The sequence below is a fragment of the Ruficoccus sp. ZRK36 genome (assembly GCF_019603315.1).
GTDB lineage: Bacteria > Verrucomicrobiota > Verrucomicrobiia > Opitutales > Cerasicoccaceae > Ruficoccus.
On record NZ_CP080649.1, the window covers coordinates 1,563,579 to 1,587,224 of the forward strand.

The window sequence follows — 23,646 nt, forward strand, 5'->3', positions numbered from 1 at the left end:
CTGAACCCTGGATGCTGCGCATCCCATGCCTTTGCTGGTGGCAAAGGCATGGCGTAGGGCTCGATGAGGATCGTGTTTCTCCTGGCTTCGAGCGCACAAAAAAGCCCGCCATTGCAGGCGGGCTTTTGCGGAAAGGTTTGTGGTTCTCTTGGGGTGGTCTTCGTGAGCTTCGTGTCTACTTTGTGCTCTTCTTGACCGTATCCTCTCTACTTCTCGGGGATGGCAGTCGGGGAGGAGGTGCCGGTGGTCGAGGTCGGATCGACCGGAGTCAGCACGACAACGTCTTTGCCGTCCTTGACGATCACGAGCACATCGTCCGAGCGCGAGGTGAGGGTGGCGCCGTCCATCGCCTTGAGGAGCTGGTCTTCGAGCTGCATGAGGTCTTCGGGGCCAGCCATCTTGGTGGAGAAGCCGATGCCGAGCTTAAGCGTCTGCGGATCGACCGGAACCGACCAGTTGTTGATCGGGCCCTTACCCACGAGGCTCTCACCGGTGTAGGTGACAGTGATCGGCTGCGGGGTCTCGACCTCGGTACCGTTGACCTCGGCCACGATGTAGGCGCCGGCTACCGGGACCGGCGTGTGCGAGCAGGCCGCGAACGCGAAAAGAGAAACGACAGAAAGAAGAGCGAGGATGAATTTCATGCCCGCGAGCAAAGGCGTTAGGGGCAGAGAAGGCAAGTCGTTATGGTGGGGTGTGGCTTAAGTGATTGTATAGATTAAAATATTGGCGGAACCGTCTTGGTGATTATTATGATGTTTATGGATTTTTCATATTTATGTATGGCCGTGGCTATCTTGTTTTGTGTGCTGTGGGTTCTGTCGAAGCAACAGATTAAGATTGTACGTACAGAGAGTCGCGCTGAGATCAGTCGCATGGTATCTGTCATTGAGGAAAAAGATACTGAAATCGAAGGATATCGATTGAAGTATTCCTCTGTTTTTGACCAAGAAGCGACTTTGTTTCAGATGGGGCAGGAGGAGGCAGGTTTAAGTCTCAGAATAGATCAACTTCGGTCTTCGTATTCTGAGAAAAAGGCCATCTTTGATCGGCTGGAAGCGCAGGTCGCCGTTTACGATGAGCGGCTCTCGTTTGCAGAGCTAGGTGTCTATGAACCACACTTCGATTTCAATGATAGCGAGGCTTTCAAGAGAAGGATTAAGCAAGTGCAAGAGCTTCAAAAAATATTGGTATCAGAGAAAACTGCCCTGCAGTGCCCGACTGCATGGACTGTTGATGGGAGCGTGTCTAAGGGCCAAGTGATGATTAACAGACAGGTGCGACTTTCGTTGCGAGCTTTCAACAACGAGTGTGGCGTGGCGATCGCTAATGTTCGGTGGAACAACGTTAATGCGATGGAAAAACGTATTTTAGCAGCTGAAAAAGCGATAAACCGGGAGAATGGATCGATGAATATCGTTATAAATGATTCATACGTTCAGCTCAAAATAGAGGAGTTACGACTGACCCATGAATATCGTGAACAGCTCAAAAAAGAAAAAGACGAGAGGGCGGAGCTAGCACGGGCTGAGAGAGAAGAGAAAAGATTGCTAGCGGAAGCCGAGGCGGCAGAGCGTGAGGAGCGAAAATTTCAAGTACTCTTGGATAAAGCAAGAAAAGCAGCTGGTGTTGACGAAGCTAGAATTTCGGAACTGGAGGCCGCATTAGCAGAAGCTCGGGAAAATAGTGAGCGGGCCCATGCCATGGCTGAGATGACTCAGTCTGGATATGTCTATATTATTTCAAACGTTGGTTCATTTGGTAATGATGTGGTTAAGATTGGGCTTACGCGCAGACTGAACCCCGATGATCGTGTTCGTGAATTGGGTGATGCGAGTGTGCCTTTTACGTTTGATACGCATGCGATGATTTATTCGGAAGAAGCACCTGCATTAGAATCCGCCTTACACAAGGAGTTTGCTGACAGAAGGATCAATATGGTCAATATGCGTAAAGAGTTCTTTTGCGTAACAATTGAAGAGGTGGAGGAGGCGGTTTCTCGTTTAGCTCCCAATGCTAGTTTCTTTAAGGATCGTGAAGCTCAGGAATGGCATGAAACGCTAGCTCGCCGAAATCAAATGTTGGAGGATTTGCAATGGCAGGGGGAAAGATTCCCCGCAGAGCTATAGCCGCATACTTTTTCCTGCTGCTGCAAAACCGCATTGCACCGCCGGGCGAATGGCTTACGGTTGGCGGTTCTTGAGCGAGGAGAAGAACCAGTCCCCGATGGCCGAGCGGCCAAAAATCCGCGTCTTGCCCGATCGCGTGATCAACCAGATCGCGGCGGGGGAGGTGATCGAGCGCCCGGCGGCGGTGGTTAAGGAACTGCTTGAGAACGCGCTCGATGCCCGCGCTGATCGGATCGAGATCGAGTTCCGGGGCGGCGGTAAGAGTCTGATCCGCGTCGAGGACAACGGTATCGGCATGACCCCGGAGGATGCGCTGATCGCGCTGGAGCGTCACGCCACCAGTAAGCTGCGCGAAGCCGCCGACCTCTCCACGGTGCTCAGTCTGGGCTTTCGCGGGGAGGCGTTGCCGAGCATTGCCAGTGTGAGCCGTTTCACCCTGCGCAGCCGCGCCCAGGGTTGGGAGCACGGCACGGAGATTTTTGTCAACGGCGGACGCATGATTCACCAGCGCGAGTGCGGGATGCCGACCGGCACCCGCATCGAGGTGGCCAACCTGTTCAACAGCGTGCCCGCGCGCCGGAAGTTTTTAAAGAGCGACGCCACCGAGTCAGCTCATATCACGCACCTGGTGCGGCTCCATGCGGTGGCCCGGCCTGGCGTATCTTTTTCGCTGATCGAGAATGGCCGCAGCGTTTTTTCGTCGCCCAAGTGCCCGGACATGCGTGAGCGCGTGGCGGAGATCTGGGGGCGCGATCTGGCAGAGGAACTGGTCGAGCTGACCCCGGCTGAGGGGGCGAACGGCATGCGCCTGTCCGGCCTGATCGGTAAGCCCGGCACCGGCCGCGCGACCCGGCGGCAGATGATCGCGCTGGTCAATGGCCGCCCGGTGGACAGCCGCACGCTCAACTACGCGCTGATCGAGGGCTACCACTCCTTTATCCCGAAGGGGCGCTACCCGCTGGCCTTCCTGTTTCTGGAGATCGACCCGGCGGTCATCGACGTGAATATCCACCCGGCCAAGCGCGAGATCAAGTTCCGCGACGAGGGCCGCGTGCGTCAGTTCGTACTGCAGTCGGTCGTGGCTCAGCTTCAGCAGCTCGCCTCGCAGGCACGGCATCCGACCCTGCAGGGTGGGCGCGAGGATTTCGAGAAGTACGTGCTGCCCCGCCGCGAGCCCAAGCCCTTCCCGCTGGCGGGCGAGGCGTCGGACCAGCCAGAGATAAAGGGACCGGCGAGCCCGTCCGCCAAGCCGACACCTGCGATCAAGCCTTCGATCTACCCGCGAACGAAGCCCGGCCCGGTCTCGGATGATTTTAAGCACAAGTATCTTTCCCCGGACTCCGACTCCCCGGCAGACAAGACGCCTGCCCCTGAAAAGACCGCTCCGCCCACCGAGAACCCGACGGGCAACGCCGCTTCCTCCCATGAAAAGGCCGGAGAATCACCGTCCCCCAAGGCAGCGGCCAAAGACGCTCCCTCAGGTGACGCAGCCGGCCTGCCAGTGGTTAAGTGGACCCCTGCGGGCGGCTCGTCCGAAGTTTCGGAGGATGACGAGTCCTCCGGTGAAAAAACGTTTCACTTCAGCTGGCGTTGCTTGGGGCTGCTGCGCGAGGGCTATGCGATCTTTGAGACCCCCTCCGGGCTGGTCGTTTTGGACCGGCGTGCAGCTCATGAGCGGGTCTGGTTTGAGCAGCTGCAGGCACGCTTTGCCGAGGATGACCAGCCCAGCCAGCGGTTGCTTTTTCCCGTCGGTCTGGAGCTGGAGCCCCTGGCCGCCGCCGCGCTGGAGGAGAACCTGCCCGCGCTGCAGGCGCATGGTTTCGGGATCGAGCCCTTCGGGAAGAACTTTTTCCGCCTGGAGTCGCACCCCGATTGGCTGGCTGAGGCCGAGGCCGAGACATTTGTCCGCGACGTGATCGAGCGCCTGCGCGAGGGTTCGCTCGACCTCTCTCGGCCTGCGGTGGGAGACGAGGCGCTGGCCCGTCTGGCCGTTTCCCGCGCCATCCGCCCATCCGATGCTGTCGGCAGTGAAGAAATGACCGAGCTGGCCCGCGCCTTGCTACAGTGTCAGCAACCGCTAAACTGCCCGCGCGGACGCCCGACCTACTTCGAGTTGTCCCACCGCGAGCTGGCCCGTCGATTCGGGCGCTAGCGCTCTCACTTCACAGCTATGATCCAACCAGCACTCTGCGAGAAATCCCATTCCCGTTCGCGGCTGTCTGCTGGGTGCTTATGTGCCGTTGACGTGAAAATCCGTGCCCGTTTGGAACAAGACCGGGGCATCCCCCTGTCTTAATCGCTTTCAACCGTGTATGACTTGTTCTTTTAATCGTTAGCCCGGGCCATGCATTTTGCCTACCGGGGTCGAGAAACGTTGACCTTGGCCGCGTAATGTCCGATTCCGGTGCTGTCACCTCCCTGATCTTAACCTCCATATCAACCGCTATGCCTTCGAGTCCCAAAGCCACCAAAAAGACCGCCAAGAAAGCCTCCACGGCTCCTGCCAAGAAAAAGGCCTTTAATTTTAACATCGACGCCGACGTCGAGGGGCTGAAGACCTCGATCGAAAACCACCTCACCTATTCGCTGGCGCGCGATAAGACCACCGCCACCTCGCGCGACTGGTGGCTGTCCCTGTGCTACTCGGTCCAGGACCGCATCCTGCACCGCTACATCAAGACGCAGGCCGTCCATAATGAGAAGGACACACGCCGGTCCTACTACCTTTCGCTGGAGTACCTGATGGGGCGCCTGCTCTCGAACAACCTGGTCAACGCCGGGCTTTTCGACGCTGCCAAGCAAGCTCTGGAGGAGCTCGGTCTGGACATGGACGACATCCTGGAGGAGGAGCCGGACATGGGCCTCGGTAACGGTGGCCTCGGCCGCCTGGCTGCCTGCTTCCTGGACTCGCTCGCCACGCTCGACCTTCCCGCTGTCGGCTATGGTATCCACTACGAGTTTGGCCTCTTCCGTCAGGAGTTTATCGACGGCCGTCAGGTGGAGCGCCCGGATAACTGGCTGCAGTTTGGTAACCCGTGGCAGGTCAACCGCCCGGAGTACCAGGTGAGCGTGCCCCTCTACGGCCATGTCGAGTACCACTTTGACAGCAAGGGCGACTCCTACCCGGCATGGGTCGGGACAAAGGAGCTTATCGGCCTGCCCTGGGACATTCCGATCGTCGGCTATGGTGCCCGCACGGTGAACTTCCTGCGCCTTTGGGAGTCCCGCGCCTCGCAGGAGTTCGACTTTAGCGTCTTCAACGAAGGCGGCTACGTCGAGGCCGTGCGCGAGAAGGCCATCGGTGAAACCATTTCCAAGGTCCTGTACCCGAACGACAAGACCGAGAGCGGCAAGGAGCTGCGTCTGGTCCAGCAGTACTTCTTCTGCGCCTGTTCGCTGCACGACATTATCCGCCGCTTCCGCAAGCAGAACCACGACAACTGGGATGCCTTCCCGGACAAGGTCGCTGTCCAGCTCAACGACACCCACCCGGCTGTCGCTGTCTCCGAGCTCATGCGCATCCTCGTCGATGTGGAAAAGCTCGAGTGGGAGCGCGCCTGGGGGATCTGCCGCAAGGTCTTCGCCTACACCAACCACACCCTGCTGCCCGAGGCGCTGGAGAAGTGGTCCGTGCCGCTCTTCCAGAAGGTCCTGCCGCGCCACCTGCAGATCATTTTCGAGATCAACCGCCGCTTCCTGGAGGACGAGGTCGAGGCTCAGTGGCCCGGTGACAACGTCAAGAAGAGCATCCTCTCGATCATCGAGGAGGGTAGCCCGAAGCAGATCCGCATGGCCTACCTCGCCACCGTCGGTAGCCACTCGGTCAATGGTGTGGCCGCGCTCCATACCGACCTGCTGAAGAAGCATCTCTTCCACGACTTCAACGAGCTGTGGCCGAACAAGTTTAACAACAAGACCAACGGCATCACCCCGCGGCGCTTCCTCAAGGTCTGCAATCCCGGCCTGGCTGCGCTCATCGAGCGGGAGATCGGCCCGGAGTGGCCCTTTGACCTGGACCGCCTGCGCGGCCTCGAAAAGCTGGCTGACGATGCTTCCTTCCAGAGCGAGTACATGGCCGTCAAGCGTGCCAACAAGGAGCGCCTGGCTGAGATTATCGAAATGGACTGTGGCGTCACGGTCAGCCCGGACGCGATGTTCGACGTGCAGATCAAGCGCCTCCACGAGTACAAGCGCCAGCACCTGAACCTGCTGCACATCCTCACCCTTTACCGCGATATCCTCCATCATCCAGAGAAGCAGCAGGCCCCGCGCGTGGTGCTCTTTGGTGCGAAGGCCGCTCCCGGCTACGAACTCGCCAAGGACATCATCTACACGATCAACAAGGTCGCCGACGTCATCAACAACGACAAGCGCGTCGGCGATAAGCTCAAGGTGGTCTTCCTGCCGAACTACCGCGTCTCGCTGGCCGAGCGCATCATCCCGGCTGCCGACCTCTCCGAGCAGATTTCCACCGCCGGTAAGGAAGCCTCCGGTACCGGTAACATGAAGCTCGCCCTCAACGGCGCGCTAACTATCGGTACGCTCGACGGCGCCAACGTCGAGATCAAGGAGGAAGTCGGCGACGATAATATCTTCATCTTCGGCATGACGGTGGAGGAAGTGCTGGAGCTGCGCGCCTCTGGTTACAACCCGTGGGACTTCTACCGCGGCGACGACGACCTCAAGCACGTGCTCGACTGGCTCGGTTCGGACACCTTTACGCCCGGCCATCCCTACGCGCTCGATCCGATTCGCCGCAGTCTGCTTGACGGGGGCGATCCCTTCCTGTGTTGTGCGGACTTCCGGTCCTACATCGACTGCCAGAAGCTCGTCAGCGACGCCTATCTGGACAAGCCCCGCTGGGCCCACATGGCGATCCTCAACACCGCGCGTATGGGCAAGTTCTCCAGTGACCGCACCATCCGCGAGTACGCCGACGACATCTGGAACCTTAAACCGCTGCCGGTGGGCGAATAGCCCGCCCGGCGGCCAACCGCCATTTTGTGAAAAACCAAGAGCTTTGTAACTTCTTCCGCACCCGGGCTAAATCGGTCAATCTCTCCGCCAGCTACAAGGCGCTCAATGGCAAGTACGTGGACAGCCTCTTGCCGGCTGAGCCGATTGCCGTGCAGCCGCGTCTGCGCGTGAGCCAGGAGACCAAACTCGACCGCGACCTCGTCCGTCATGGGGGCATCCGCACGTTTGAGTGGGTGCTCACCGGACAGAGTGTGGCCGACATGGCCTTCCTGCGCGAGAGCCAGGAGATGCTGCACGATCTGTACCCCTCGGGCTACCAGAGCGTGATCAACGCTGCCGGCACCTTTGCTACGCCGCAGGCGCTGCGCGGGTTTGTCGAGGCTCTCGATGATGATGACGACCTGGGCATGCTCGGGCGTAATCTGCTCTACATCCTGGACCCGTTCCCCACGGAGCTGTCCTTTCACCGCGACGTGGTGGCGCTCTTCGCCGAGTGGCCGCGTCGTCCTGCCATGGTGCTGACCGCCGACGGTACGCCCCCGAATTTCCTCTCCCGCGTGCTCGACTGGGGCTACGCCGGGATTGTGCTCCAGGCCGCCAAGGACTTCGAGCGCGCGGTGGTGGATCGTTGCTACCTGACCGCTCGCAAGGACCGCGAGCCGATCGGTAAGTACACCTTTGACGGCGGGGCGCTGCCCATCAGCCAGGGCCGCGAGGCGATCCTTAACGAGCTGGCCGCGCAGTCCGTCCTCGGTAACAAGTCCATCGCCTGCGAGCCGGTTGCCGCCATCCTCGAACTGCTCAGTGACTCCCATCCGGGCAGGGTCAACGCATAGAGTAGGTGCCGGCGATTCGTTTTCTTAACCGCAAAGACGCAAAGGGCACAAAGCGCTGCCGCTGTTTGGTCGATAGACAAAACATAACTGTCAGCATTCTGGTGGAACGAATGTTTGAGTATGTTGATTGATGGTGCAAATAACGCCATCAAAATTAACCGCAGAAAACGATCAGTGTTTAGGGCAATTTTAGGATAAGGAGAAGTTTTTCAGATATAGCGGTAGCGCTTTGTCCCCTTGGCGTCTTTGCGGTTAATCCCATTCCATTGGCCGTTGACTCCTGAGCCTCTGCGGCTGAAAACTATCAGCCTTTGCCATGACGACCCTTACGCTTCAGTCCCCCCTCGATATGCACCTGCACCTGCGGCAGGATGCTATGCTCAAAGCCGTTGCTCCGCTCACGGCGGAGACTTTTGCCGGGGCAGTCATCATGCCGAACCTCGTGCCGCCGGTGGATTCGCTGGAACGGCTTCAGTGGTATAAAAAGGAGATCCTAGCCGCCACTGGGCGCGATGACTTCGAGCCGTACATGACGCTCTTTTTCCGCTCCTACACGCGCGAGGAGCTGGAGGCCGCCAAGCCCCACATCATCGGGATCAAGCTCTACCCGGCGGGCATCACGACGAACAGCGAGGGCGGAGTTTCCCAGATCGACCAGGCCGAGCCGACCATCCGCCTGATGGAGGAGCTGGGCATCCCGCTCATGATCCACGGCGAGAGCAACGGCTTCGTCATGGACCGCGAGACGGAGTTCCTCTCCATCTATCAGCGCCTGGCCGAGCGCTTCCCGCGCCTGAAGATCATAATGGAGCACATCACCACGGCTGGTGCGCTTGCTCTGCTGAATCAGTTCGAGAACCTGCACGCCACCGTGACTGTGCAGCACCTGATCATCACCCTCGATGATGTGGCCGGGGGCATGCTCGACCCGCACCTCTTCTGCAAGCCGATTGCCAAGCGCCCCGAGGACCGCACCGCGCTCGCGCATGCCGCTGTTAGCGCGCATCCGAAGCTTTCTCTGGGCACCGACTCTGCCCCGCACCCGCAGCATAAGAAAGAATGCTGTGGCTGCGCCGCCGGGGTCTTTACCGCGCCCATCGCCCTGCAACTGCTGGCCGGACTCTTCGAGGAGAACGACGCGCTCGATAAGTTGCAGGCTTTTGTTTCGGACAATGCCCAGCGCATCTACGGCGTGAAGCCGCCCGCCAAGACCGTTACGCTGGAGAAGAAGCCCTTTACCATCCCCGCCAGCTACGGCGATGTCGTCCCCATGTGGGCCGGACGCACCATCCCCTGGAGCGTGACCTCGGTCGAGTAGGGGTTTGGTGGCAGGAGCATCAGTGAGCACCTGCGTCAGCTGCCAGTGATTCGTTTTTTTTATTTAACCGCAAAGACGCCAAGGGCTCAAAGCGCTGGCGCTATATCTGGAGACCTTCTCCTTATCTTAAAATTGTCGTGAACACTGACCGTTTCCAGCGGTTGGTCTTGATGGATTTATTTCCACCATGAATCGACATGCTCAGGTATTCGTTCCATCAGAATACTGACAGTCTTTTTTGTATCTATGGACCAAACAGCGGCAGCGCTTTGAGCCCTTGGCGTCTTTGCGGTTAAACTCTTTTACTCCTCCTTTTGCCTCCCCCTACGCGGTGGGGCCGGCGTAGCGCAGGATAAAGGTGGTGTGTCCGGGCAGGTCCATCTTGAGGGAGTGCTCGCGGCCATCCCAGGAGATTTCGTCGGTCATGAGGCCGCCGCCGAGACCAGCACCGCCGCCGCCGTAGAGGTCGGAGTTGGTGTTGATCATCTCGCGCCAGTACCCGGCATTGGGGACACCGATACGGTAGCCGGGGCGCGGCACAGGCGTAAAGTTGCTCACCACCGCGAAGGTCTCTTCCGGGCTGTCGCCGGTTCGCAGGAAGGACAGGACCGAGTTTTCCGAGTCGCCGCCGTTGATCCACTGGAAGCCCTTGGGGTCGCTGTCGTAGCGGCCCAGCGAGGGGTGCTGAGTGTAGAAATGGTTCAGGTCGCGCACCAGCCGCTGGATACCCTCGTGGTCCATGTACTGGAGGAGGTGCCAGTCGAGGCTGCTGTCGTAGCGCCACTCATCGCTCTGTCCGAACTCGCAGCCCATGAAGAGGATGTTCTTACCCGGCCAGGCCCACATCCAAGCGTAGAGCGAGCGCAGGTCCTGAGCCTTCTTGGCCATGTCAAACCCGGCCCCCATCTTGTTGATGAGGGAGCCTTTGCCGTGGACGACTTCGTCGTGTGAAAAGACCTGCATGAAGTTTTCGGAATACTGGTAGAGCATCCCGAAGGTCATGTCGTTGTGATGCCAGCGGCGGTGGATGGGCTCCTTCTCAAAGTACTGGAGCGTATCGTGCATCCAGCCCATGTTCCACTTGTAGTCGAACCCGAGGCCCCAGTCCGAGGTGGGCTTGGTCACGCCGCCGAAGGAGGTGGACTCCTCCGCGATCATGAGCGTGCCGGGGTAGTACTCGTGTACGAGGTCGTTGGCCTGACGCAGGAACTCGATGGCCTCGATGTTTTCGCGGCCGCCGTACTGGTTGGGGATCCACTCGCCCTCTTGGCGCGAATAGTCCAGGTAGAGCATGGAGGCCACAGCGTCCACGCGCAGGCCGTCGATGTGGTAGCGGTCCATCCAGGACAGGGCGCTGGCGACGAGGAAATTCCGGACCTCGTGGCGGCCGTAGTTAAAGATCAGCGTGCCCCAGTCCATGTGCTGGCCCTGGCGCGGGTCGGCATGCTCGTACAGGCAGGTGCCGTCAAACTCGGCCAGCGCGAAGGCGTCGCGTGGGAAGTGTGCGGGCACCCAGTCCATGATCACACCGATGCCGGCACGGTGCAGCGAGTCCACGAGGAACATGAAGTCCTGCGGGCTGCCGTAGCGGTGGCTGGGGGCAAAAAAGCCGGTCACCTGATAGCCCCACGAACCGGTGAAGGGGTGCTCGCTGAGCGGGAGAAACTCCACGTGGGTGAAGCCCATGTCGTTGACGTAGGCGGTCAGCTCGGTGGCCATCTCGCGGTAGGTCAGGGGGCGGGCGCCATCCTCGACTACGCGCTTCCACGAGCCGAGGTGAACCTCGTACACGCTGACTGCGTTCTGCTGGTCCTTGCACTGAGCGCGTTGCTCCAGCCATTCGCCGTCACCCCATTCGTAGCCGTCGGTGTCCCAGACGATGGAGGCGTTATGTGGCGGGGCCTCGTAGAACGTCGCGTACGGGTCGGTCTTGAGGTGCAGGTAGCCGTCCCCGCCGACGATTTCGTACTTGTAGTTGGCACCGGCTTCGAGGCCGGGGATAAAGATTTCCCACACACCGGAGGAGCCGAGGGTGCGCATCGGGTGGTAGCGGCCGTCCCAGCTGTTAAAATCCCCGACCACGGAAACGCGCCGGGCCGAGGGGGCCCAGACGGCGAAGCTCACGCCCTGCACGCCGTCGTAGTGCTTGATGTGCGCACCGAGCTTTTCGTAGATGCGGTGGTGGTTGCCCTGGTTGAAGAGGTACAGATCGTCTTCGCTCAGTGCGGGCAGGAAACAGTACGGGTCCCAGAACTGGCGGATCTCGCCGTTGTAGCGCTGGGTGCGCAGCCGGTAGTTAAAGGGCTCCTTGCGGTCGGGGATGAACCCTTCGTAAAAGCCGCTCTTGTCCAGTTGCTTGAGGGGCCAGCGTTCATCGCTGTCGATGTCGACGACTTCACAGGTCTTGGCGTCGGAGAGGTAAGCTCTGGCGACCAGACCCTGCTTGCCCTTTTGTTTGGCGGGATGCAGCCCGAGTACATCGTGGGGGTGGGAGTGCCGGGCCTTGAGCAGCAGATCCAGATCGCTTTCCGGGATAATCATTACCCGTGAAATTAAGTGCCCCTCTTTATGATGACAAGTGCGAACGCTTCTCGAAGTGCCTTCAGCGCTGAGAAAATCCTTTTCCCCCGGCGCATCGGCTGAGCGTGCCTGGCGGGAAAACGCCTTCCGGGCGGTTTTTCGCTTCACAGCGGGCCGCTCCGCCGCCATCTTGGCGTCAGTGAACGCCGACGTGGAGAAACTCCTTACCCTGCAAGAGCGGGAATCACGTAAACTAGCGCTCGAGACGCAGCTGCTCCAGATCCCCCGCGAGGTGGACAAGGCTCAAGCCCGCATCGACGAGGAAAAAGCCGCCGTGGAGGCTGACCGCCAGGCGCTCAAGGAGGTTGAGGTGCGCCGTCTCGATCTCGACAAGGAGGTGCAGTCGCTGGAGGCACAAGTCGTCAAGTACAAGACCCAGCAGATGGAGGTCAAAAAGAACGACGAGTACACCGCGCTCACCCACCAGATCGAGGGGCTAGAGTCCCAGATCGGTCAGTGCGAGGAGCAGGAGATCGAGCTCATGCTCAAGTTTGACGAGCAGACGAAGGCCACCGCTGAGTCCGAGGCCACTCATAACGAGCAGATCCGTCTTTTTGAAAAAGAAATCGCCCGCCTGAATACCCAGATGGAGGGCGTCAAGGCCGAGATCGGGGAGGCCACCGCTGCCGCCGAGGCTGCCGCCGTCGAGGTCACGGAAAACTGGCTCGCCCCCTACCGCGAGGCACAGGGCCGCCATGCCCGCCCGCCGTGGGTTGTCCCCATGCGCGACCACCACTGCGGCGGCTGCTACCTGAAGGCTTCCGGCGAGGTCGAAGGCACCGTCCTCAAGGACAAAGAGCCCGCCCACTGCGACAACTGCGGCCGCGTACTCTACAAGGAGTAGGGCAGGATAGCCGAGTGTTGTGCGCGACGATCCCTATGAGCTCTTTACAGCTCCGCTAGCTGATATTCTGCGGCGTTTAATAATGTTTATTGCCACGCTTTATGTGGCAGGGATTTTGGTGTGCTACGCCTTTGCGATGATCGTTGAGGGAAAGATTGATATGATGTTGTTTGCAATCACCCCCATCCTTCCGTTTGGGCTGATCTATGCAGGCATCTCATCAGGACCAGGGTTGATCAGCTATACGATACTAGCATTTCTGGGATTTCTATTCATGGCGACTCAGATGCGCTACCGCTGGCTTTGGCTTGTATTTCTTATTCAGGGGGCCGAGGCATTCCGTTTGATGTATAGTGCGTTTGCTTCCGTTTAGCGTGGTGGAAGCAGGACTGTATCCACAGATTACAGAGAGAGAATACTGGGCTGCGATTGGCTTTTACCGCCCAAGCTCGTACTCTCCCATACCTATTGAGGTTCGCGATTTTCGGGAACAAATCCTTGGTCGGGTTGATCCATGGGGAGCCGGCCATACTCTCATAACCTCACTCTCATGCCTGAATATACTGCTCCCCGCTTTCTGTCCTCCGCGCTGATCGTTATCGATATGCAGAACGACTTCGTCCTGCCGGGAGCGTCGGCCTGTGTCGAGGGGACATCTGCAGTGGTGCCGCAGGTGGCGGAGCTGGTTAACGCTTACCGCCAAGTCGGGCTACCGGTGATCCATATCGTTCGGCTGTACGAGCCGGATGGCACGAATGCCGACCTGTGCCGCCGCGCGCATATCCAGCAGGCCGGGGGCGGTATCGCTGAGCCCGGTACTGAGGGTGCGCAGATCGTGGAGGCGCTGCGACCCAGCCCGACACTCAAGCTCGATACGGCCTCGCTACTGGCCGGGCACGCGCAGGCGGTGGGTGAGCATGAGTTTATTTTCTACAAGCCACGCTGGGGTGCTTTTTATGGGACGGCGCTGGAGGTCTTCCTGCGCGAGCACGGGATCGATACGCTGGTCTTCGCCGGGTGTAATTTCCCCAACTGCCCGCGCACCAGCATCTATGAGGCGAGCGAACGCGACTTCCGGCTCGTGCTGGCGCGGGACGCTGTCTCGCAGCTCTACCCGAAGGGCGAGGAAGAGCTGGCGTCCATCGGTGTCCGGTTGATGGGCGTAGGTGCGATTCGCGCCGAGCTGGGGTTGTAACCCCGGCTATTGCTGCTGCGTTGCCTGCTCCTGTGCGGCGGCTTTCTCGGCTTGGTACTGCTGCATGAGCTCAGCCGTCTTCTGCTGGACGGCAGGCATCACCTCCATCATGCGCGGCATGATGACCTCCATGGTCCGCTGTTGGACTTCGGGAGTTTTGGAGATTACAGCCTGCCCGGCAGGCGTGGCGTAAAAGTCGGAGATGCCCTTGAGTTCGCCCGCAGTGAATGTCTCGGCGTAGATGTCGATCATGTCGTTGGCCATGGCGTTCCAGTCCATGAGATTGTTAATCTCGTCAAAGGCGCTGGCCTGGATCTCAAGCATACGCTCATCTACGGGCTCGCCCGATTGCTCCATCGCCTGGCGCTGCATCTGTAGCATGGCTTCTTTCTGTTTGGCCATCATCTCGCGCATCATCTTCTCGAAGTTTATGAGGCGGAAAATCTCCTCGGCCTCGGCACGAGCCTCGGCGGTACCCGCTTCACCATCCAGCTCGGAGGCGCTGGCCAGCCGCAGGTGCTGTGTCTCGCCGTCCTTTTCCAGGGTGAGGGTTTTGGTCTTGGCGTCGTAGGCGCCGACGGTCCAGCCGGCGTAGACACCGCCGGGGGTGACCCAGCGGCTGTTCTCGCCGGAGGGTTCGCTCAGGGAAAAGGATATCTCGTCACCCATTTCAAGCAGAGCGCGCAGAACGATAGCGGGCGGCTCAGCATTCGGGGTCGGGGTGTTGGTGTCGGCACGCAGGACCGAGGCACTCAGGAGGACTGTGATGAGTCCGCAGGCGAGAAATTTTTTCATAGGATGGGGCGGTTTGGGTAGTAAGGCACGGGCCACAGGATGACCGGTGCCCGAAGATAGGCGGTAGAAAACAGGCACGCGTCAGCACCTGTGGATTGGGATGCAGTAAGCTCTAGTAGGTGTAGTGCTCGCTGCGCTTTTCGATGATTTTGGAATGAAAAACAACGGGGCCCTGCTCGTTTTCACCAGAGGCATTAAACGTAATGGTAGCGGTAGCTTCCTTTTTCAGCGGGCCATCGGATGCGTTTACAGGGAGCCAGTTGGTCGCGTCTAATTGAAACACACCTTGCGCGACCTTCAGGTCCGGGGGTAGGCGGGGAGGGGTCAGGTTCTCGACCGTCATGTCGGTATGGAGTTTGAGGCATTGCTGCCCGTCAACTTCCTCTGTGCCGGTAACGGTGACGGTGCCGTTGACGTCCTCGGCGACCACCTGGGTTTTTGCGTTGGAGGTGTTTTCGGCGGCTTTCTCTTTGTTAACCGTCCAGCTGTCGCCGGGTTTGACCAACTCGCTCGTGCCGTAGACTTCATCGGCAGTGGCGCGTCCGTCATAGATGAAAAGCATGCTGCTGAGTGCTTGCTGGGCCTGCGGGGCCACGGGCTCCCCGTCCACGCTGAACTCGGGGCCATTGGCGCCCATGGTTGCGACAATCACCGTGCCAGCCGGAGTGAGAATACGGGGAGAGTCTGCATCGCTTTCCACATCCAGGGTCAGCTCCTTGACGGTGATTTCGGCGCCGGTGACAAGCTGGCGATCATTGACAGCCGTGACGGCCACCGTGCCGTCGAAGACCAGCTTGATGCTGTTGGACTTATCCATGATCGACTCGCCGTTCACAGTCAGGTTGACCGCGATGCTGTTATCGAGCTCCATCTGCAGGCCATAGGTCTGCCCCACGTGGCGGTCTGGAGTGATCTTGACCGGCCAGGAGTCGGCGGCGTTTGCAGCACAGGCGACGGCAAGGAGGATGCCCAGCAGGGTATGGCGGAAGACGGACTTCATGAGAGTAGGCTGCTTGCCCACGTACTTGTTTGCAATGGCATAATCCAGCCTCAACGCCAGCTCAGGCGAATGCCGAGCGGACAGTGGTCCGAGCCCATCACATCGCTGAGGATAAAGGCGTCGGCCAGATGCGGCTCCAGATCTCTGGAGATCAGAAAGTAGTCGATGCGCCACCCGATATTCCGGCCTCGTGCGCCAGCCCGGAAGCTCCACCAGGTGTACTGCTCGGCCAGGTCAGGGTTACGGTGACGAAAAGTATCGATGAAGCCGCCCTCCAGGTGCTTGGTGAACTCTTCCCGTTCCTCGTCGGTAAACCCGGCGTTACGGCGGTTGGCCTTGGGCCGGGCAATATCGATTTCCTCGTGGGCGACGTTGAAGTCCCCGCACACCACGACCGGTTTGGTCTTGTTCAGAGAGACGAGTAGCTCCCGGAACTGCGGGTCGAACACGCCGGTGCGGTAGTCTAGCCGCCGCAGCTCGTTTTGGGAGTTGGGGACGTAGACGTTGACCAGATAAAAGCGCCCGAAGTCCGCCACCTGCACGCGTCCCTCCTGCGGGTGTACCGTGCGGTCCGGCCACTCCAGACTGACACCGTCGGCCGGATTTTGGGAGAATATCGCCGTGCCCGAGTATCCTTTTTTCTCCGCCGAGTGGTAGTACTGGCAGGAGTAGGGGATCTCCAGCTTGGGGATGTCCGCCTCGCTCGCTTTGATCTCCTGCAGGCAGAGGATATCAGGCTGATGGGTCGCGATAAAATCGCCGAAGCCCTTCTTCATCACGGCGCGCAGGCCGTTGACGTTCCAGGAGATAAGGGTCAGCTCGTCGGGCAGGTGGGTCTCGGTTTCGTTCACGCTGCCCAGCCAAAGCCAGGACCCCGGGCTGCTCAAGGTAATTGCACCTGCAGGACGAATTCCCGGATGAAAAAATCACCGAAAATGCGTAACCTCTCAGGGGCGCGGGGGCGCTGATTCCCGTTAATACTTGACTAAACTAGGCAATCGGGCTCATTTTTAGCCTTTACACATCTGAACCCAAGCCACCTCCAGCGAAAGAAGTTCCACACTGCATGTCTAACGAAGTCATTGAAGTCGAAGGTAAGATCGTAGCCGTTTTGCCCGGTACCATGTTCCGGGTCGAGCTGCCTAACAAACACGTCGTTTTGGCGACGATTTCCGGTAAGCTCCGCAAGAATTTTATCAAGATCACGACCGGCGACATGGTGAAAATGGAAATGACGCCGATGGACTTGAATCGCGCCCGGATCACCTACCGCCTGCGTAATGCTAACCAGCAGCGCCGCGCGCCGATCCGTAGCTTTGGGCCGAGAAACCGCCGCCGCTAGACGGTCTGCGCGGTTGCGGCCAGCCCGCATATCCCCATTTCTCTCACCCATTAACCTTAATCTCTGAACGTCATGTCAGGAGCCTACACCAGTATTACGAACACCATCGGTAACACACCGCTGGTCAAACTCAACAAGGTTACCGAAGGCCTCGAAGCCGAAGTCTGGCTCAAGTGCGAGTTCTTCAACCCGCTTTCCAGCGTCAAGGACCGTATCGGTCTGGCGATGATCGACGCGGCCGAGAAGGCCGGTAAGCTCAAGCCCGGCGGTCTCGTGATCGAGCCGACCTCGGGTAACACGGGTATTGCCCTCGCCTTTGTCTGCGCCGCTCGTGGCTACCGCTGCCTGCTGACCATGCCCGAGACCATGTCGCTCGAGCGACGCGTACTGCTGCGCATGCTCGGTGCTGAGATTGTCCTCACTCCCGGCCCGAAGGGCATGGGAGGCGCGATTGCCCGTGCCGCTGAGCTGGTCGAGGAGAGTAAGGGCGAAGCTTTCATGCCCCAGCAGTTTGAGAATCCGGCCAACCCGGAGGCTCACCGCAAGTCCACCGCTGAAGAGATCTGGAATGCCACGGAGGGCAAGATTGACGCCTTTGTCGCCGGGGTCGGAACGGGCGGGACCATCACCGGGGTATCCGAGGTGATCAAGTCGCGTAAGGACCTTTACACCGTGGCCGTCGAGCCTGAGGCCAGCCCCGTCATCAGCGGCGGTAAGCCCGGCCCGCACAAGATCCAGGGCATTGGTGCCGGTTTCATCCCGAAGAATCTCAATACGGATATTCTCGACGAGATCATTCAGATCACCAATGAGCAGGCCTTTGCCACCGCGCAGGATATCACCGCTCGTGAAGGTATTCCGGTCGGCATCTCCTCCGGCGCTAATGTGCGTGCCGCTCTGAACCTGGCCGCCCGCCCTGAGATGGCTGGTAAGAAAATCGTCACGGTCGCCTGCAGCTCGGTCGAGCGCTACCTCAGTACGCCGCTGGCAGAAAAGGCCCGTCAGGAAGTCGCCGCTGGCTTCAATATCTAGGCTTTTTAGAAAGTTTTTCCTATCCTGAGCTCCCGGTTTTATGCCGGGAGCTTTTTTTGTTATGTTACTGGACCCTGCCGGGAGATACGGGCTGTGTTCGTTTTTAATATCAAAAAATATCTTATTTTGTGAATAGGGTTAATTTTGGCTTGTCATGGGGTCGATAGGCCGGGATGCTAGAGACTACTACAGGTAGATGTAGTAGCAGTAGTGGTAGCTTAAGGACCGCCGTTTCTCTCGGGAAGCGGCGGTTTCTTGTTATAAACATCCACCTCGTTACCCAATGGACAAACTGTCTGGGAAAGGAGATAGCCTCCGCCCTGAGCTTGCGGTTTCTGCGTTTATGGTTTGGCTGAAAGCATGAGTACCCCGGACAACTCGATGTGCCTCCTGTGGTTTCGCCAGGATCTGCGCGTTGAGGATAATCCTGCTTTATCGGTAGCCGCCGAGACTGGGCAACCGATCCTCCCCGTCTATATCTACGACGAAAAGTCTGACGGGGACTGGGCACCCGGTGGAGCCTCGCGCTGGTGGCTGCATCATGCTCTGGCCGACCTGGCCGAGCAGCTGAAGGAGCTGGGACTGCCGTTGATCATTCGCCGGGGTGAGACACTGGAGTGCTTGCGCGATTTGATCCGTGAAACAGAGGCGAGCGTCTTGTGTGCTAACCGTCGCTACGAGCCTGAGGCACGCCGCCTGCAGGATGCCGTCGAGAAGGCATTGTCAGGCGAGGGTGTCGAGGTGTCGCTTTCAAATGCGGCCCTGCTCTTTGAGCCTTGGGAGATCGAGAAAAAATCTGGCGGCCCCTTTCAGGTCTTTACTCCCTACTGGCGAACTTGCCGCGAGCAGGCGTGGCCTGTGCCGGTCGAAGCCGACTCGCATGGCCTGCATGGCCCTGAGGAGCCCACCGAATCTCTGGCCCTGGACGATCTGAAGCTGCTGCCACGTATCGGCTGGGACGCTGGGTTCTATGAGGCGTGGACGCCGACCCGGGCGGGTGCGCTGGAGCGTCTGCGTACATTTATCGGCGAAGCTTTGGGCGACTACGAGGATCAGCGGGACCACCCGGATGCGGACTTTACCTCGCGTCTATCGCCGTATCTGCATTTCGGGCAGATCGGGCCGCGGGAGATTGTCGCCTCGTTGTCTGAGGCGGGATGTCTCGACCTGCCGGGGGCGGACAAGTTTCTGGCCGAGGTCGGCTGGCGTGAATTTTCATACCACTTGATGTATCATTTTCCCGATACGCCGGTCGCACCGCTTCGCTCAGAGTTCGAGGAGTTCCCCTGGCGTGAAAATGAGGAGCTGCTGCATGCCTGGCAAAAGGGCCGTACCGGATACCCGCTCGTTGATGCCGGGATGCGCCAGCTTTGGCAAACCGGATGGATGCACAACCGCGTGCGCATGGTTGCCGCCTCGCTGCTGGTTAAGCATTTGCTCCAGCCCTGGCAGGCCGGCGCGCGGTGGTTCTGGGACACACTGGTAGATGCCGACCTCGCCAGTAATACTCAGGGTTGGCAGTGGACCGCCGGGTGTGGGGCCGACGCAGCGCCGTACTTCCGGGTCTTCAACCCTGCGGCCCAGGGAGAGCGCTATGACGCAGATGGCGAGTATGTGCGCCAATGGGTGCCGGAGTTGGCGGATATGCCCGCCAAGTACATTCACCGCCCCTGGGATGCTCCTGCCGAAGTCTTGCGCGCGAGTGGGGTTACGCTTGGGGAGGATTACCCGGAGCCAATCGTCAGCCATATCGAGGGGCGCGGGCGTGCGCTGGCCGCCTTCGAGAAATTTAAGAAAAGCCGCTAACATCTACTGAGAGGAAAAAATTATGAAAGTCGCTATTGCCGGTGGAACCGGCCTGATCGGAAAAGCCCTGCAAGCCTCGCTAAAAGCGGACGGGCACTCATGCCTGGTCCTGTCTCGTTCACCGGAGGAGGGCCAGATCGCGTGGGACCCGACGAGCGGAGAAATTGATTGGGAGGCTCTCAACGGTGTGGATGCAGTGGTAAATCTCGCCGGGCGCAATATCGCCAGCCGCTGGAGTGAGTCCGTCAAGCGTGAGATCCGCGAAAGTCGAGTCGAGGGGACGGCTTTACTGGCCCGTACTTTGGCCCAGCTCGACCCGAAGCCGCGCGTGTTTATCAACGCCTCGGCCATTGGCTACTACGGGGTGACGCGCGAGGAGGAGCTGACCGAGGAGGCGTCTGCCGGGGGCGGTTTCCTGGCTGAAGTTTGCCGCGAATGGGAGGCCGCTGCCGAGCCAGCAGCCGCCGCTGGCGTGCGAACCGTGCTCCTGCGCAACGGTGTCGTTCTCTCCCCGGAGGGCGGTGCTCTAGCCAAGATTCTCACACCCTTTCGCGCAGGCCTCGGTGGCCCTGTCGGCGACGGTAAACAGTGGATGAGCTGGATCGCTCTCGACGACGTAGTCGGCCTGATCCGCTTCTGTATCGAGCACGAGTCCATCCGTGGCCCCGTCAATGTCACTGCGCCCGCGCCCGTGACGAATGCCGAACTGGCGACCACGCTGGGTGAAGTCCTGGATAAACCTTCCAGTATGCCGACGCCCGCCTTTGCGATAAAGCTGGCCTTTGGCCAGATGGCGGATGAGACGCTTTTGTCCAGCGTGCGCGTACTCCCCGCCAAGGCCGAGGCCGCTGGCTACGTTTTTCGTTTTCCAGCCTTGAAACCCGCGCTCGAACACCTGTTGAGTTAGGGCATGCGTGCGGTAATTCAGCGGGTGGACGCGGCCTCGGTCAGCGTCGAGGGTGACGTGGTGGGTGAGATCGGCCCTGGGCTGCTCGTCTTCCTCGGAGTAGGCGAGGGCGACACGGCGGACGATGTCGCCTGGCTGGCCGCAAAGGTGTGCAAGTTGCGTGTCTTTGAGGATGACGAGGGCAAAATGAACCGTGCGGTGACTGAGACGGGCGGGGGTGTGCTCGTCATCAGCCAGTTCACGCTCTTCGGGAATTTAAAGAAAGGCACGCGCCCTTCCTTCAATCGCTCGGCTCCGCCCGAGTTGGCGATTCCGCTTTACGAGGCCTTTATCGCGGAGACCTCGCGCCTGCTGGGGAAACCCGTCCCCTCGGGACGCTTTGCTGCCGACATGACCATTCACGCCGTTAACGATGGCCCGGTGACGCTTGTCCTGGATACGCGCCAAAAAGATTTCTAGCCGTGCCCGAGCCGAGAGGTAAAGTCCTGCCCATCGCGTTCTACCGGCGTGATACCGAGCTCGTTACCCGCGAGCTGATGGGTAAGCTCCTGTGCCGCCGTATGCCGGACGGCTCTGTCCTGCGCCTGCGTTTGACCGAGCTGGAGGCCTACGTCGGCCCGCACGACAAGGCCTGCCACGCCAGTCGTGGGAAGACCCCGCGTACCGCCGTGATGTTCGAGCCCGGCGGTGTCTTCTACGTTTACCTGTGCTACGGCATGCACTGGATGCTGAACATCGTCACCGCGGGAAAGGACTACCCGGCCGCCATCCTCGTACGAGGCGTCGAGGGCATGAGCGGACCTGGGCGCGTGACGAAGCATCTCGCCGTGGACCGGGCGTTGAACGCCCGCCCGGTTCGCAAAACCTGCGGGCTCTGGGTGGAGGACGACGGTATCCATATTTCGGATACACAGATCGAGCGCACGCCGCGCATTGGGATCGGCTACGCGGGTGAATACTGGATCAACCAGCCGCTGAGATTTGTCTTAGACACAGTAAGATAAAGGTCTCCGCCCTGAGCCGCTAAGCCGTATGGAGGGGTAAAAACAAGAAGCCCTTTTGCGGACAAAAGGGCTTCCGGTATTCGTTAAAGGTGATCTGGCCTTAGGAGATTTTCATCGCGGCCTCAGTGCGCTCGGCGACGTTGTCCCAGTTGACGACGTCCCACCACTTGTCGACGTATTCACCGCGACGGTTCTGGTACTTGAGGTAGTAGGCGTGCTCCCACACATCGAGGGCGAGGATCGGTACGACACCCCACTGAGTGAGGTTCTGGTGCTTCTCGGCCTGGAGTACGACGAGCTTTTTTCCAAAGGACTGGTATCCGAGCAGCCCCCAGCCACTGCCCTGCACGCGCTTGGCTACGGCGGAGAACTGTGACTTAAAGTTCTCAAAACCGCCGAAGTGATCGGCGATCGTTTTCTTCAGGGAGGAGGAGAGCTTGGTCGATCCGGCCGGGGCCATGTTCTGGAAAAAAACAGTGTGCAGGTTGTAACCGGCACCGTTGAAGCTGAGCTGATTCTGCCAGTAGGAGACTTCGGGGAAGTCCTCTTCGGCGCGTTGCTCCTTAAGCTTGGCCAGTGCTTTGTTCAGCCCGTCCATGTACCCCTTGAAGTGGATATCGTGGTGCAGGCGCATGGTCTCGGCATCGATCGAGGGTTCCAGCGCGTCATAGGCGTAGGGGAGGGGGGGGAGCTCGTACTGGCCGTCGGCGCTCATCGGCACCTCGAAAAGCACAGAATCAGTAGAGGCGGGGGTGGGGGCGGCCTGTGCCCGGGAGGCACCCAGGAGGCCGAGGCCGGCGAGACCGGCTGCGCCGACAAAACTGCGGCGATTCAGAGCAGAGGGGGGAGTTTGATCAGGTGTCTGTTCCATGCAGGAGCATAGGGGAGGCTCCTTTTCAAGTCAACTGGCCCCCACCGATTTCTGGAGTCTTGCAGTTCGTCAGTAGGCAGGCTCAGGCGTAGGGGCGGTTGCGGTAGCTGCGGGGAGACTCGTTATGGCGGGCCCGGAACCAGTTGGAGAACTGCGATAGGTGCCGGAAACCCAGATCGGCGGCGATCTCCTTGACCGAGACCGCCCGGCGGCGCAGTTGTTCGCAGGCGTACGCGAACCGCCGGTTGTCACGGTACTGCTGCGGGGTCAGCCCCAGCTCCTGCCGCCAGAGTCGGTCAAGCTGGCCGGGGGTCAGCCCCTGCTCGGATGCCAACTGCTCCCGCGAGAAGCGAGCCTGCATCGCCATCGTGGCCACACAGAGATGGCTGTCGCGCACGCGGGGGTCTCGGATCGGGGGCACCTCGTAGCGCATGCCCAGCGGCAGGGCCAGGCGCAGCAGGTGTGCGAAAAGGCTGGAGGCCGCAGCGTGGACGCAGAGGGCTGCCGGTAGCTCCATGGGCAGGCCCCGGATGTCGAGCTGCCGGGGTGGGATACCGGCAGCGGTGACAGCTCGCTGTAGCTGATGCAGTGCCTGGCGTGCAGGCTCGTCCGGGATGGCTACCACCAGCGGCTTACCGCGCCACTCAGCCCCGTTGCACGGATTACTCAGGCACAGGTGGACAGAGATGATATCCGGATCGTCGGAGAAGTGCTGGGTACGCTCGCCGGGGATATTAAGGATCCATGGGCGCTCGGTCGCATCCGTATGGATGGCGATATCGTCGTGACTCATCTCCAGGCTGCCGCGCTGGAGTTGGCACAGGGTAAAAACCGTGCCGGGATAGGTTCCAGAGAGCCCGCAGGGGATGCCCTCGTAGCACCGGTCGACTGTGAGCTGGAGGGCCTGCCAATCGGCGGGCGGGAAGGGTGATTCGTCGGTGGACATAGTCGCCAATGCCCATAATTATTAACTCTAAGCCCACCTGCGTAAAGCTCCTAAACGTGCGTCA

General features: G+C 59.9%; 21 protein-coding genes. 14 read left to right on the forward strand and 7 right to left on the reverse strand.

Annotated elements, in window-relative coordinates:
• Nucleotides 1-206: 206 nt before the first annotated feature.
• A complete protein-coding gene (locus tag K0V07_RS06940; RefSeq protein WP_220623812.1) occupies nucleotides 207-644 on the reverse strand; it encodes an META domain-containing protein in 438 nt (145 codons plus the stop codon).
• Between the two features lie 138 nt (nucleotides 645-782).
• Here K0V07_RS06940 and K0V07_RS06945 point away from each other — a divergent pair, with 138 nt between their 5' ends.
• The 5 genes from K0V07_RS06945 (at nucleotide 783) to pyrC (ending at nucleotide 9,260) form a co-directional block, all read left to right on the forward strand.
• The gene (locus tag K0V07_RS06945) at nucleotides 783-2,129 is read left to right on the forward strand and encodes a DUF4041 domain-containing protein (protein WP_220623813.1); all 1,347 of its coding nucleotides are present in this window, start codon (nucleotides 783-785) and stop codon (nucleotides 2,127-2,129) included.
• 70 nt (nucleotides 2,130-2,199) lie between these two features.
• Complete coding sequence (gene mutL / locus K0V07_RS06950; RefSeq protein WP_220623814.1) at nucleotides 2,200-4,281, forward strand: DNA mismatch repair endonuclease MutL; 2,082 nt, start codon at nucleotides 2,200-2,202, stop codon at nucleotides 4,279-4,281.
• A gap of 293 nt (nucleotides 4,282-4,574) precedes the next feature.
• Nucleotides 4,575-7,106: a glycogen/starch/alpha-glucan phosphorylase gene (locus tag K0V07_RS06955; protein ID WP_220623815.1), complete on the forward strand. Its 2,532-nt coding sequence runs from the start codon at nucleotides 4,575-4,577 to the stop codon at nucleotides 7,104-7,106.
• Between the two features lie 26 nt (nucleotides 7,107-7,132).
• The gene (locus K0V07_RS06960; protein WP_220623816.1) at nucleotides 7,133-7,942 is read left to right on the forward strand and encodes a hypothetical protein; all 810 of its coding nucleotides are present in this window, start codon (nucleotides 7,133-7,135) and stop codon (nucleotides 7,940-7,942) included.
• A gap of 316 nt (nucleotides 7,943-8,258) precedes the next feature.
• Entirely contained in the window at nucleotides 8,259-9,260 is a 1,002-nt protein-coding gene (gene pyrC / locus K0V07_RS06965; RefSeq protein ID WP_220623817.1) for a dihydroorotase, read from the forward strand.
• A 324-nt stretch (nucleotides 9,261-9,584) separates the two neighbouring features.
• On the opposite strand, the gene glgB is transcribed toward pyrC, so the two are convergent.
• Entirely contained in the window at nucleotides 9,585-11,801 is a 2,217-nt protein-coding gene (glgB, locus tag K0V07_RS06970; RefSeq protein WP_255568171.1) for a 1,4-alpha-glucan branching protein GlgB, read from the reverse strand.
• Nucleotides 11,802-11,856: 55 nt separating this feature from the next.
• On the opposite strand from glgB, the gene K0V07_RS06975 reads away from it, so the two are divergent.
• The 3 genes from K0V07_RS06975 to K0V07_RS06985 all read left to right on the forward strand — a co-directional run bounded on the left by K0V07_RS06975 (nucleotide 11,857) and on the right by K0V07_RS06985 (nucleotide 13,879).
• Nucleotides 11,857-12,684: a hypothetical protein gene (locus K0V07_RS06975; protein WP_220623818.1), complete on the forward strand. Its 828-nt coding sequence runs from the start codon at nucleotides 11,857-11,859 to the stop codon at nucleotides 12,682-12,684.
• Nucleotides 12,685-12,703: 19 nt separating this feature from the next.
• Nucleotides 12,704-13,057, forward strand: coding sequence for a hypothetical protein (locus K0V07_RS06980; protein ID WP_220623819.1), 354 nt, complete (start codon nucleotides 12,704-12,706; stop codon nucleotides 13,055-13,057).
• A 177-nt stretch (nucleotides 13,058-13,234) separates the two neighbouring features.
• A complete protein-coding gene (locus K0V07_RS06985; RefSeq protein ID WP_220623820.1) occupies nucleotides 13,235-13,879 on the forward strand; it encodes an isochorismatase family cysteine hydrolase in 645 nt (214 codons plus the stop codon).
• Nucleotides 13,880-13,885: 6 nt separating this feature from the next.
• Here the strand turns inward: K0V07_RS06985 and K0V07_RS06990 are convergent, their stop codons facing one another.
• From K0V07_RS06990 to K0V07_RS07000, 3 genes are all read right to left on the reverse strand, one after another.
• Complete coding sequence (locus K0V07_RS06990; protein ID WP_220623821.1) at nucleotides 13,886-14,674, reverse strand: DUF2059 domain-containing protein; 789 nt, start codon at nucleotides 14,672-14,674, stop codon at nucleotides 13,886-13,888.
• Between the two features lie 112 nt (nucleotides 14,675-14,786).
• Nucleotides 14,787-15,674 carry a hypothetical protein gene (locus K0V07_RS06995; RefSeq protein WP_220623822.1) on the reverse strand — a complete coding sequence of 296 codons (888 nt, stop codon included), beginning with the start codon at nucleotides 15,672-15,674 and terminating at the stop codon, nucleotides 14,787-14,789.
• Nucleotides 15,675-15,724: 50 nt separating this feature from the next.
• Nucleotides 15,725-16,492 carry an exodeoxyribonuclease III gene (locus K0V07_RS07000; protein WP_220624073.1) on the reverse strand — a complete coding sequence of 256 codons (768 nt, stop codon included), beginning with the start codon at nucleotides 16,490-16,492 and terminating at the stop codon, nucleotides 15,725-15,727.
• A 248-nt stretch (nucleotides 16,493-16,740) separates the two neighbouring features.
• Here K0V07_RS07000 and infA point away from each other — a divergent pair, with 248 nt between their 5' ends.
• The 6 genes from infA (at nucleotide 16,741) to K0V07_RS07030 (ending at nucleotide 21,765) form a co-directional block, all read left to right on the forward strand.
• Nucleotides 16,741-17,016, forward strand: a complete 276-nt coding sequence (gene infA, locus K0V07_RS07005; protein ID WP_220623823.1) for a translation initiation factor IF-1 — start codon at nucleotides 16,741-16,743, stop codon at nucleotides 17,014-17,016.
• Nucleotides 17,017-17,088: 72 nt separating this feature from the next.
• Nucleotides 17,089-18,048: a cysteine synthase A gene (cysK, locus tag K0V07_RS07010; protein WP_220623824.1), complete on the forward strand. Its 960-nt coding sequence runs from the start codon at nucleotides 17,089-17,091 to the stop codon at nucleotides 18,046-18,048.
• A 360-nt stretch (nucleotides 18,049-18,408) separates the two neighbouring features.
• Complete coding sequence (locus K0V07_RS07015; RefSeq protein ID WP_220623825.1) at nucleotides 18,409-19,854, forward strand: deoxyribodipyrimidine photo-lyase; 1,446 nt, start codon at nucleotides 18,409-18,411, stop codon at nucleotides 19,852-19,854.
• Between the two features lie 22 nt (nucleotides 19,855-19,876).
• The gene (locus K0V07_RS07020) at nucleotides 19,877-20,761 is read left to right on the forward strand and encodes a TIGR01777 family oxidoreductase (RefSeq protein ID WP_220623826.1); all 885 of its coding nucleotides are present in this window, start codon (nucleotides 19,877-19,879) and stop codon (nucleotides 20,759-20,761) included.
• A 3-nt stretch (nucleotides 20,762-20,764) separates the two neighbouring features.
• A complete protein-coding gene (dtd, locus tag K0V07_RS07025) occupies nucleotides 20,765-21,220 on the forward strand; it encodes a D-aminoacyl-tRNA deacylase (protein WP_220623827.1) in 456 nt (151 codons plus the stop codon).
• Nucleotides 21,221-21,222: 2 nt separating this feature from the next.
• A complete protein-coding gene (locus K0V07_RS07030; RefSeq protein ID WP_220623828.1) occupies nucleotides 21,223-21,765 on the forward strand; it encodes a DNA-3-methyladenine glycosylase in 543 nt (180 codons plus the stop codon).
• 100 nt (nucleotides 21,766-21,865) lie between these two features.
• Here the strand turns inward: K0V07_RS07030 and K0V07_RS07035 are convergent, their stop codons facing one another.
• Both K0V07_RS07035 and K0V07_RS07040 read right to left on the reverse strand, forming a co-directional pair.
• The gene (locus tag K0V07_RS07035) at nucleotides 21,866-22,636 is read right to left on the reverse strand and encodes a superoxide dismutase (RefSeq protein WP_220623829.1); all 771 of its coding nucleotides are present in this window, start codon (nucleotides 22,634-22,636) and stop codon (nucleotides 21,866-21,868) included.
• Between the two features lie 82 nt (nucleotides 22,637-22,718).
• The gene (locus K0V07_RS07040; protein WP_220623830.1) at nucleotides 22,719-23,582 is read right to left on the reverse strand and encodes a helix-turn-helix transcriptional regulator; all 864 of its coding nucleotides are present in this window, start codon (nucleotides 23,580-23,582) and stop codon (nucleotides 22,719-22,721) included.
• Between the last annotated feature and the right edge of the window lie 64 nt (nucleotides 23,583-23,646).

Coding starts and splice junctions, on each gene's coding strand:
- K0V07_RS06940 (WP_220623812.1), bottom strand. CDS start 644: ATGAAATTCATCCTCGCTCTTCTTTCTGTCGTTTCTCTTTTCGCGTTC.
- K0V07_RS06945 (WP_220623813.1), top strand. CDS start 783: ATGGCCGTGGCTATCTTGTTTTGTGTGCTGTGGGTTCTGTCGAAGCAA.
- K0V07_RS06955 (WP_220623815.1), top strand. CDS start 4,575: ATGCCTTCGAGTCCCAAAGCCACCAAAAAGACCGCCAAGAAAGCCTCC.
- pyrC (WP_220623817.1), top strand. CDS start 8,259: ATGACGACCCTTACGCTTCAGTCCCCCCTCGATATGCACCTGCACCTG.
- glgB (WP_255568171.1), bottom strand. CDS start 11,801: ATGATTATCCCGGAAAGCGATCTGGATCTGCTGCTCAAGGCCCGGCAC.
- K0V07_RS06985 (WP_220623820.1), top strand. CDS start 13,235: ATGCCTGAATATACTGCTCCCCGCTTTCTGTCCTCCGCGCTGATCGTT.
- K0V07_RS06990 (WP_220623821.1), bottom strand. CDS start 14,674: ATGAAAAAATTTCTCGCCTGCGGACTCATCACAGTCCTCCTGAGTGCC.
- K0V07_RS06995 (WP_220623822.1), bottom strand. CDS start 15,674: ATGAAGTCCGTCTTCCGCCATACCCTGCTGGGCATCCTCCTTGCCGTC.
- infA (WP_220623823.1), top strand. CDS start 16,741: ATGTCTAACGAAGTCATTGAAGTCGAAGGTAAGATCGTAGCCGTTTTG.
- cysK (WP_220623824.1), top strand. CDS start 17,089: ATGTCAGGAGCCTACACCAGTATTACGAACACCATCGGTAACACACCG.
- K0V07_RS07015 (WP_220623825.1), top strand. CDS start 18,409: ATGAGTACCCCGGACAACTCGATGTGCCTCCTGTGGTTTCGCCAGGAT.
- K0V07_RS07020 (WP_220623826.1), top strand. CDS start 19,877: ATGAAAGTCGCTATTGCCGGTGGAACCGGCCTGATCGGAAAAGCCCTG.
- dtd (WP_220623827.1), top strand. CDS start 20,765: ATGCGTGCGGTAATTCAGCGGGTGGACGCGGCCTCGGTCAGCGTCGAG.
- K0V07_RS07035 (WP_220623829.1), bottom strand. CDS start 22,636: ATGGAACAGACACCTGATCAAACTCCCCCCTCTGCTCTGAATCGCCGC.
- K0V07_RS07040 (WP_220623830.1), bottom strand. CDS start 23,582: ATGTCCACCGACGAATCACCCTTCCCGCCCGCCGATTGGCAGGCCCTC.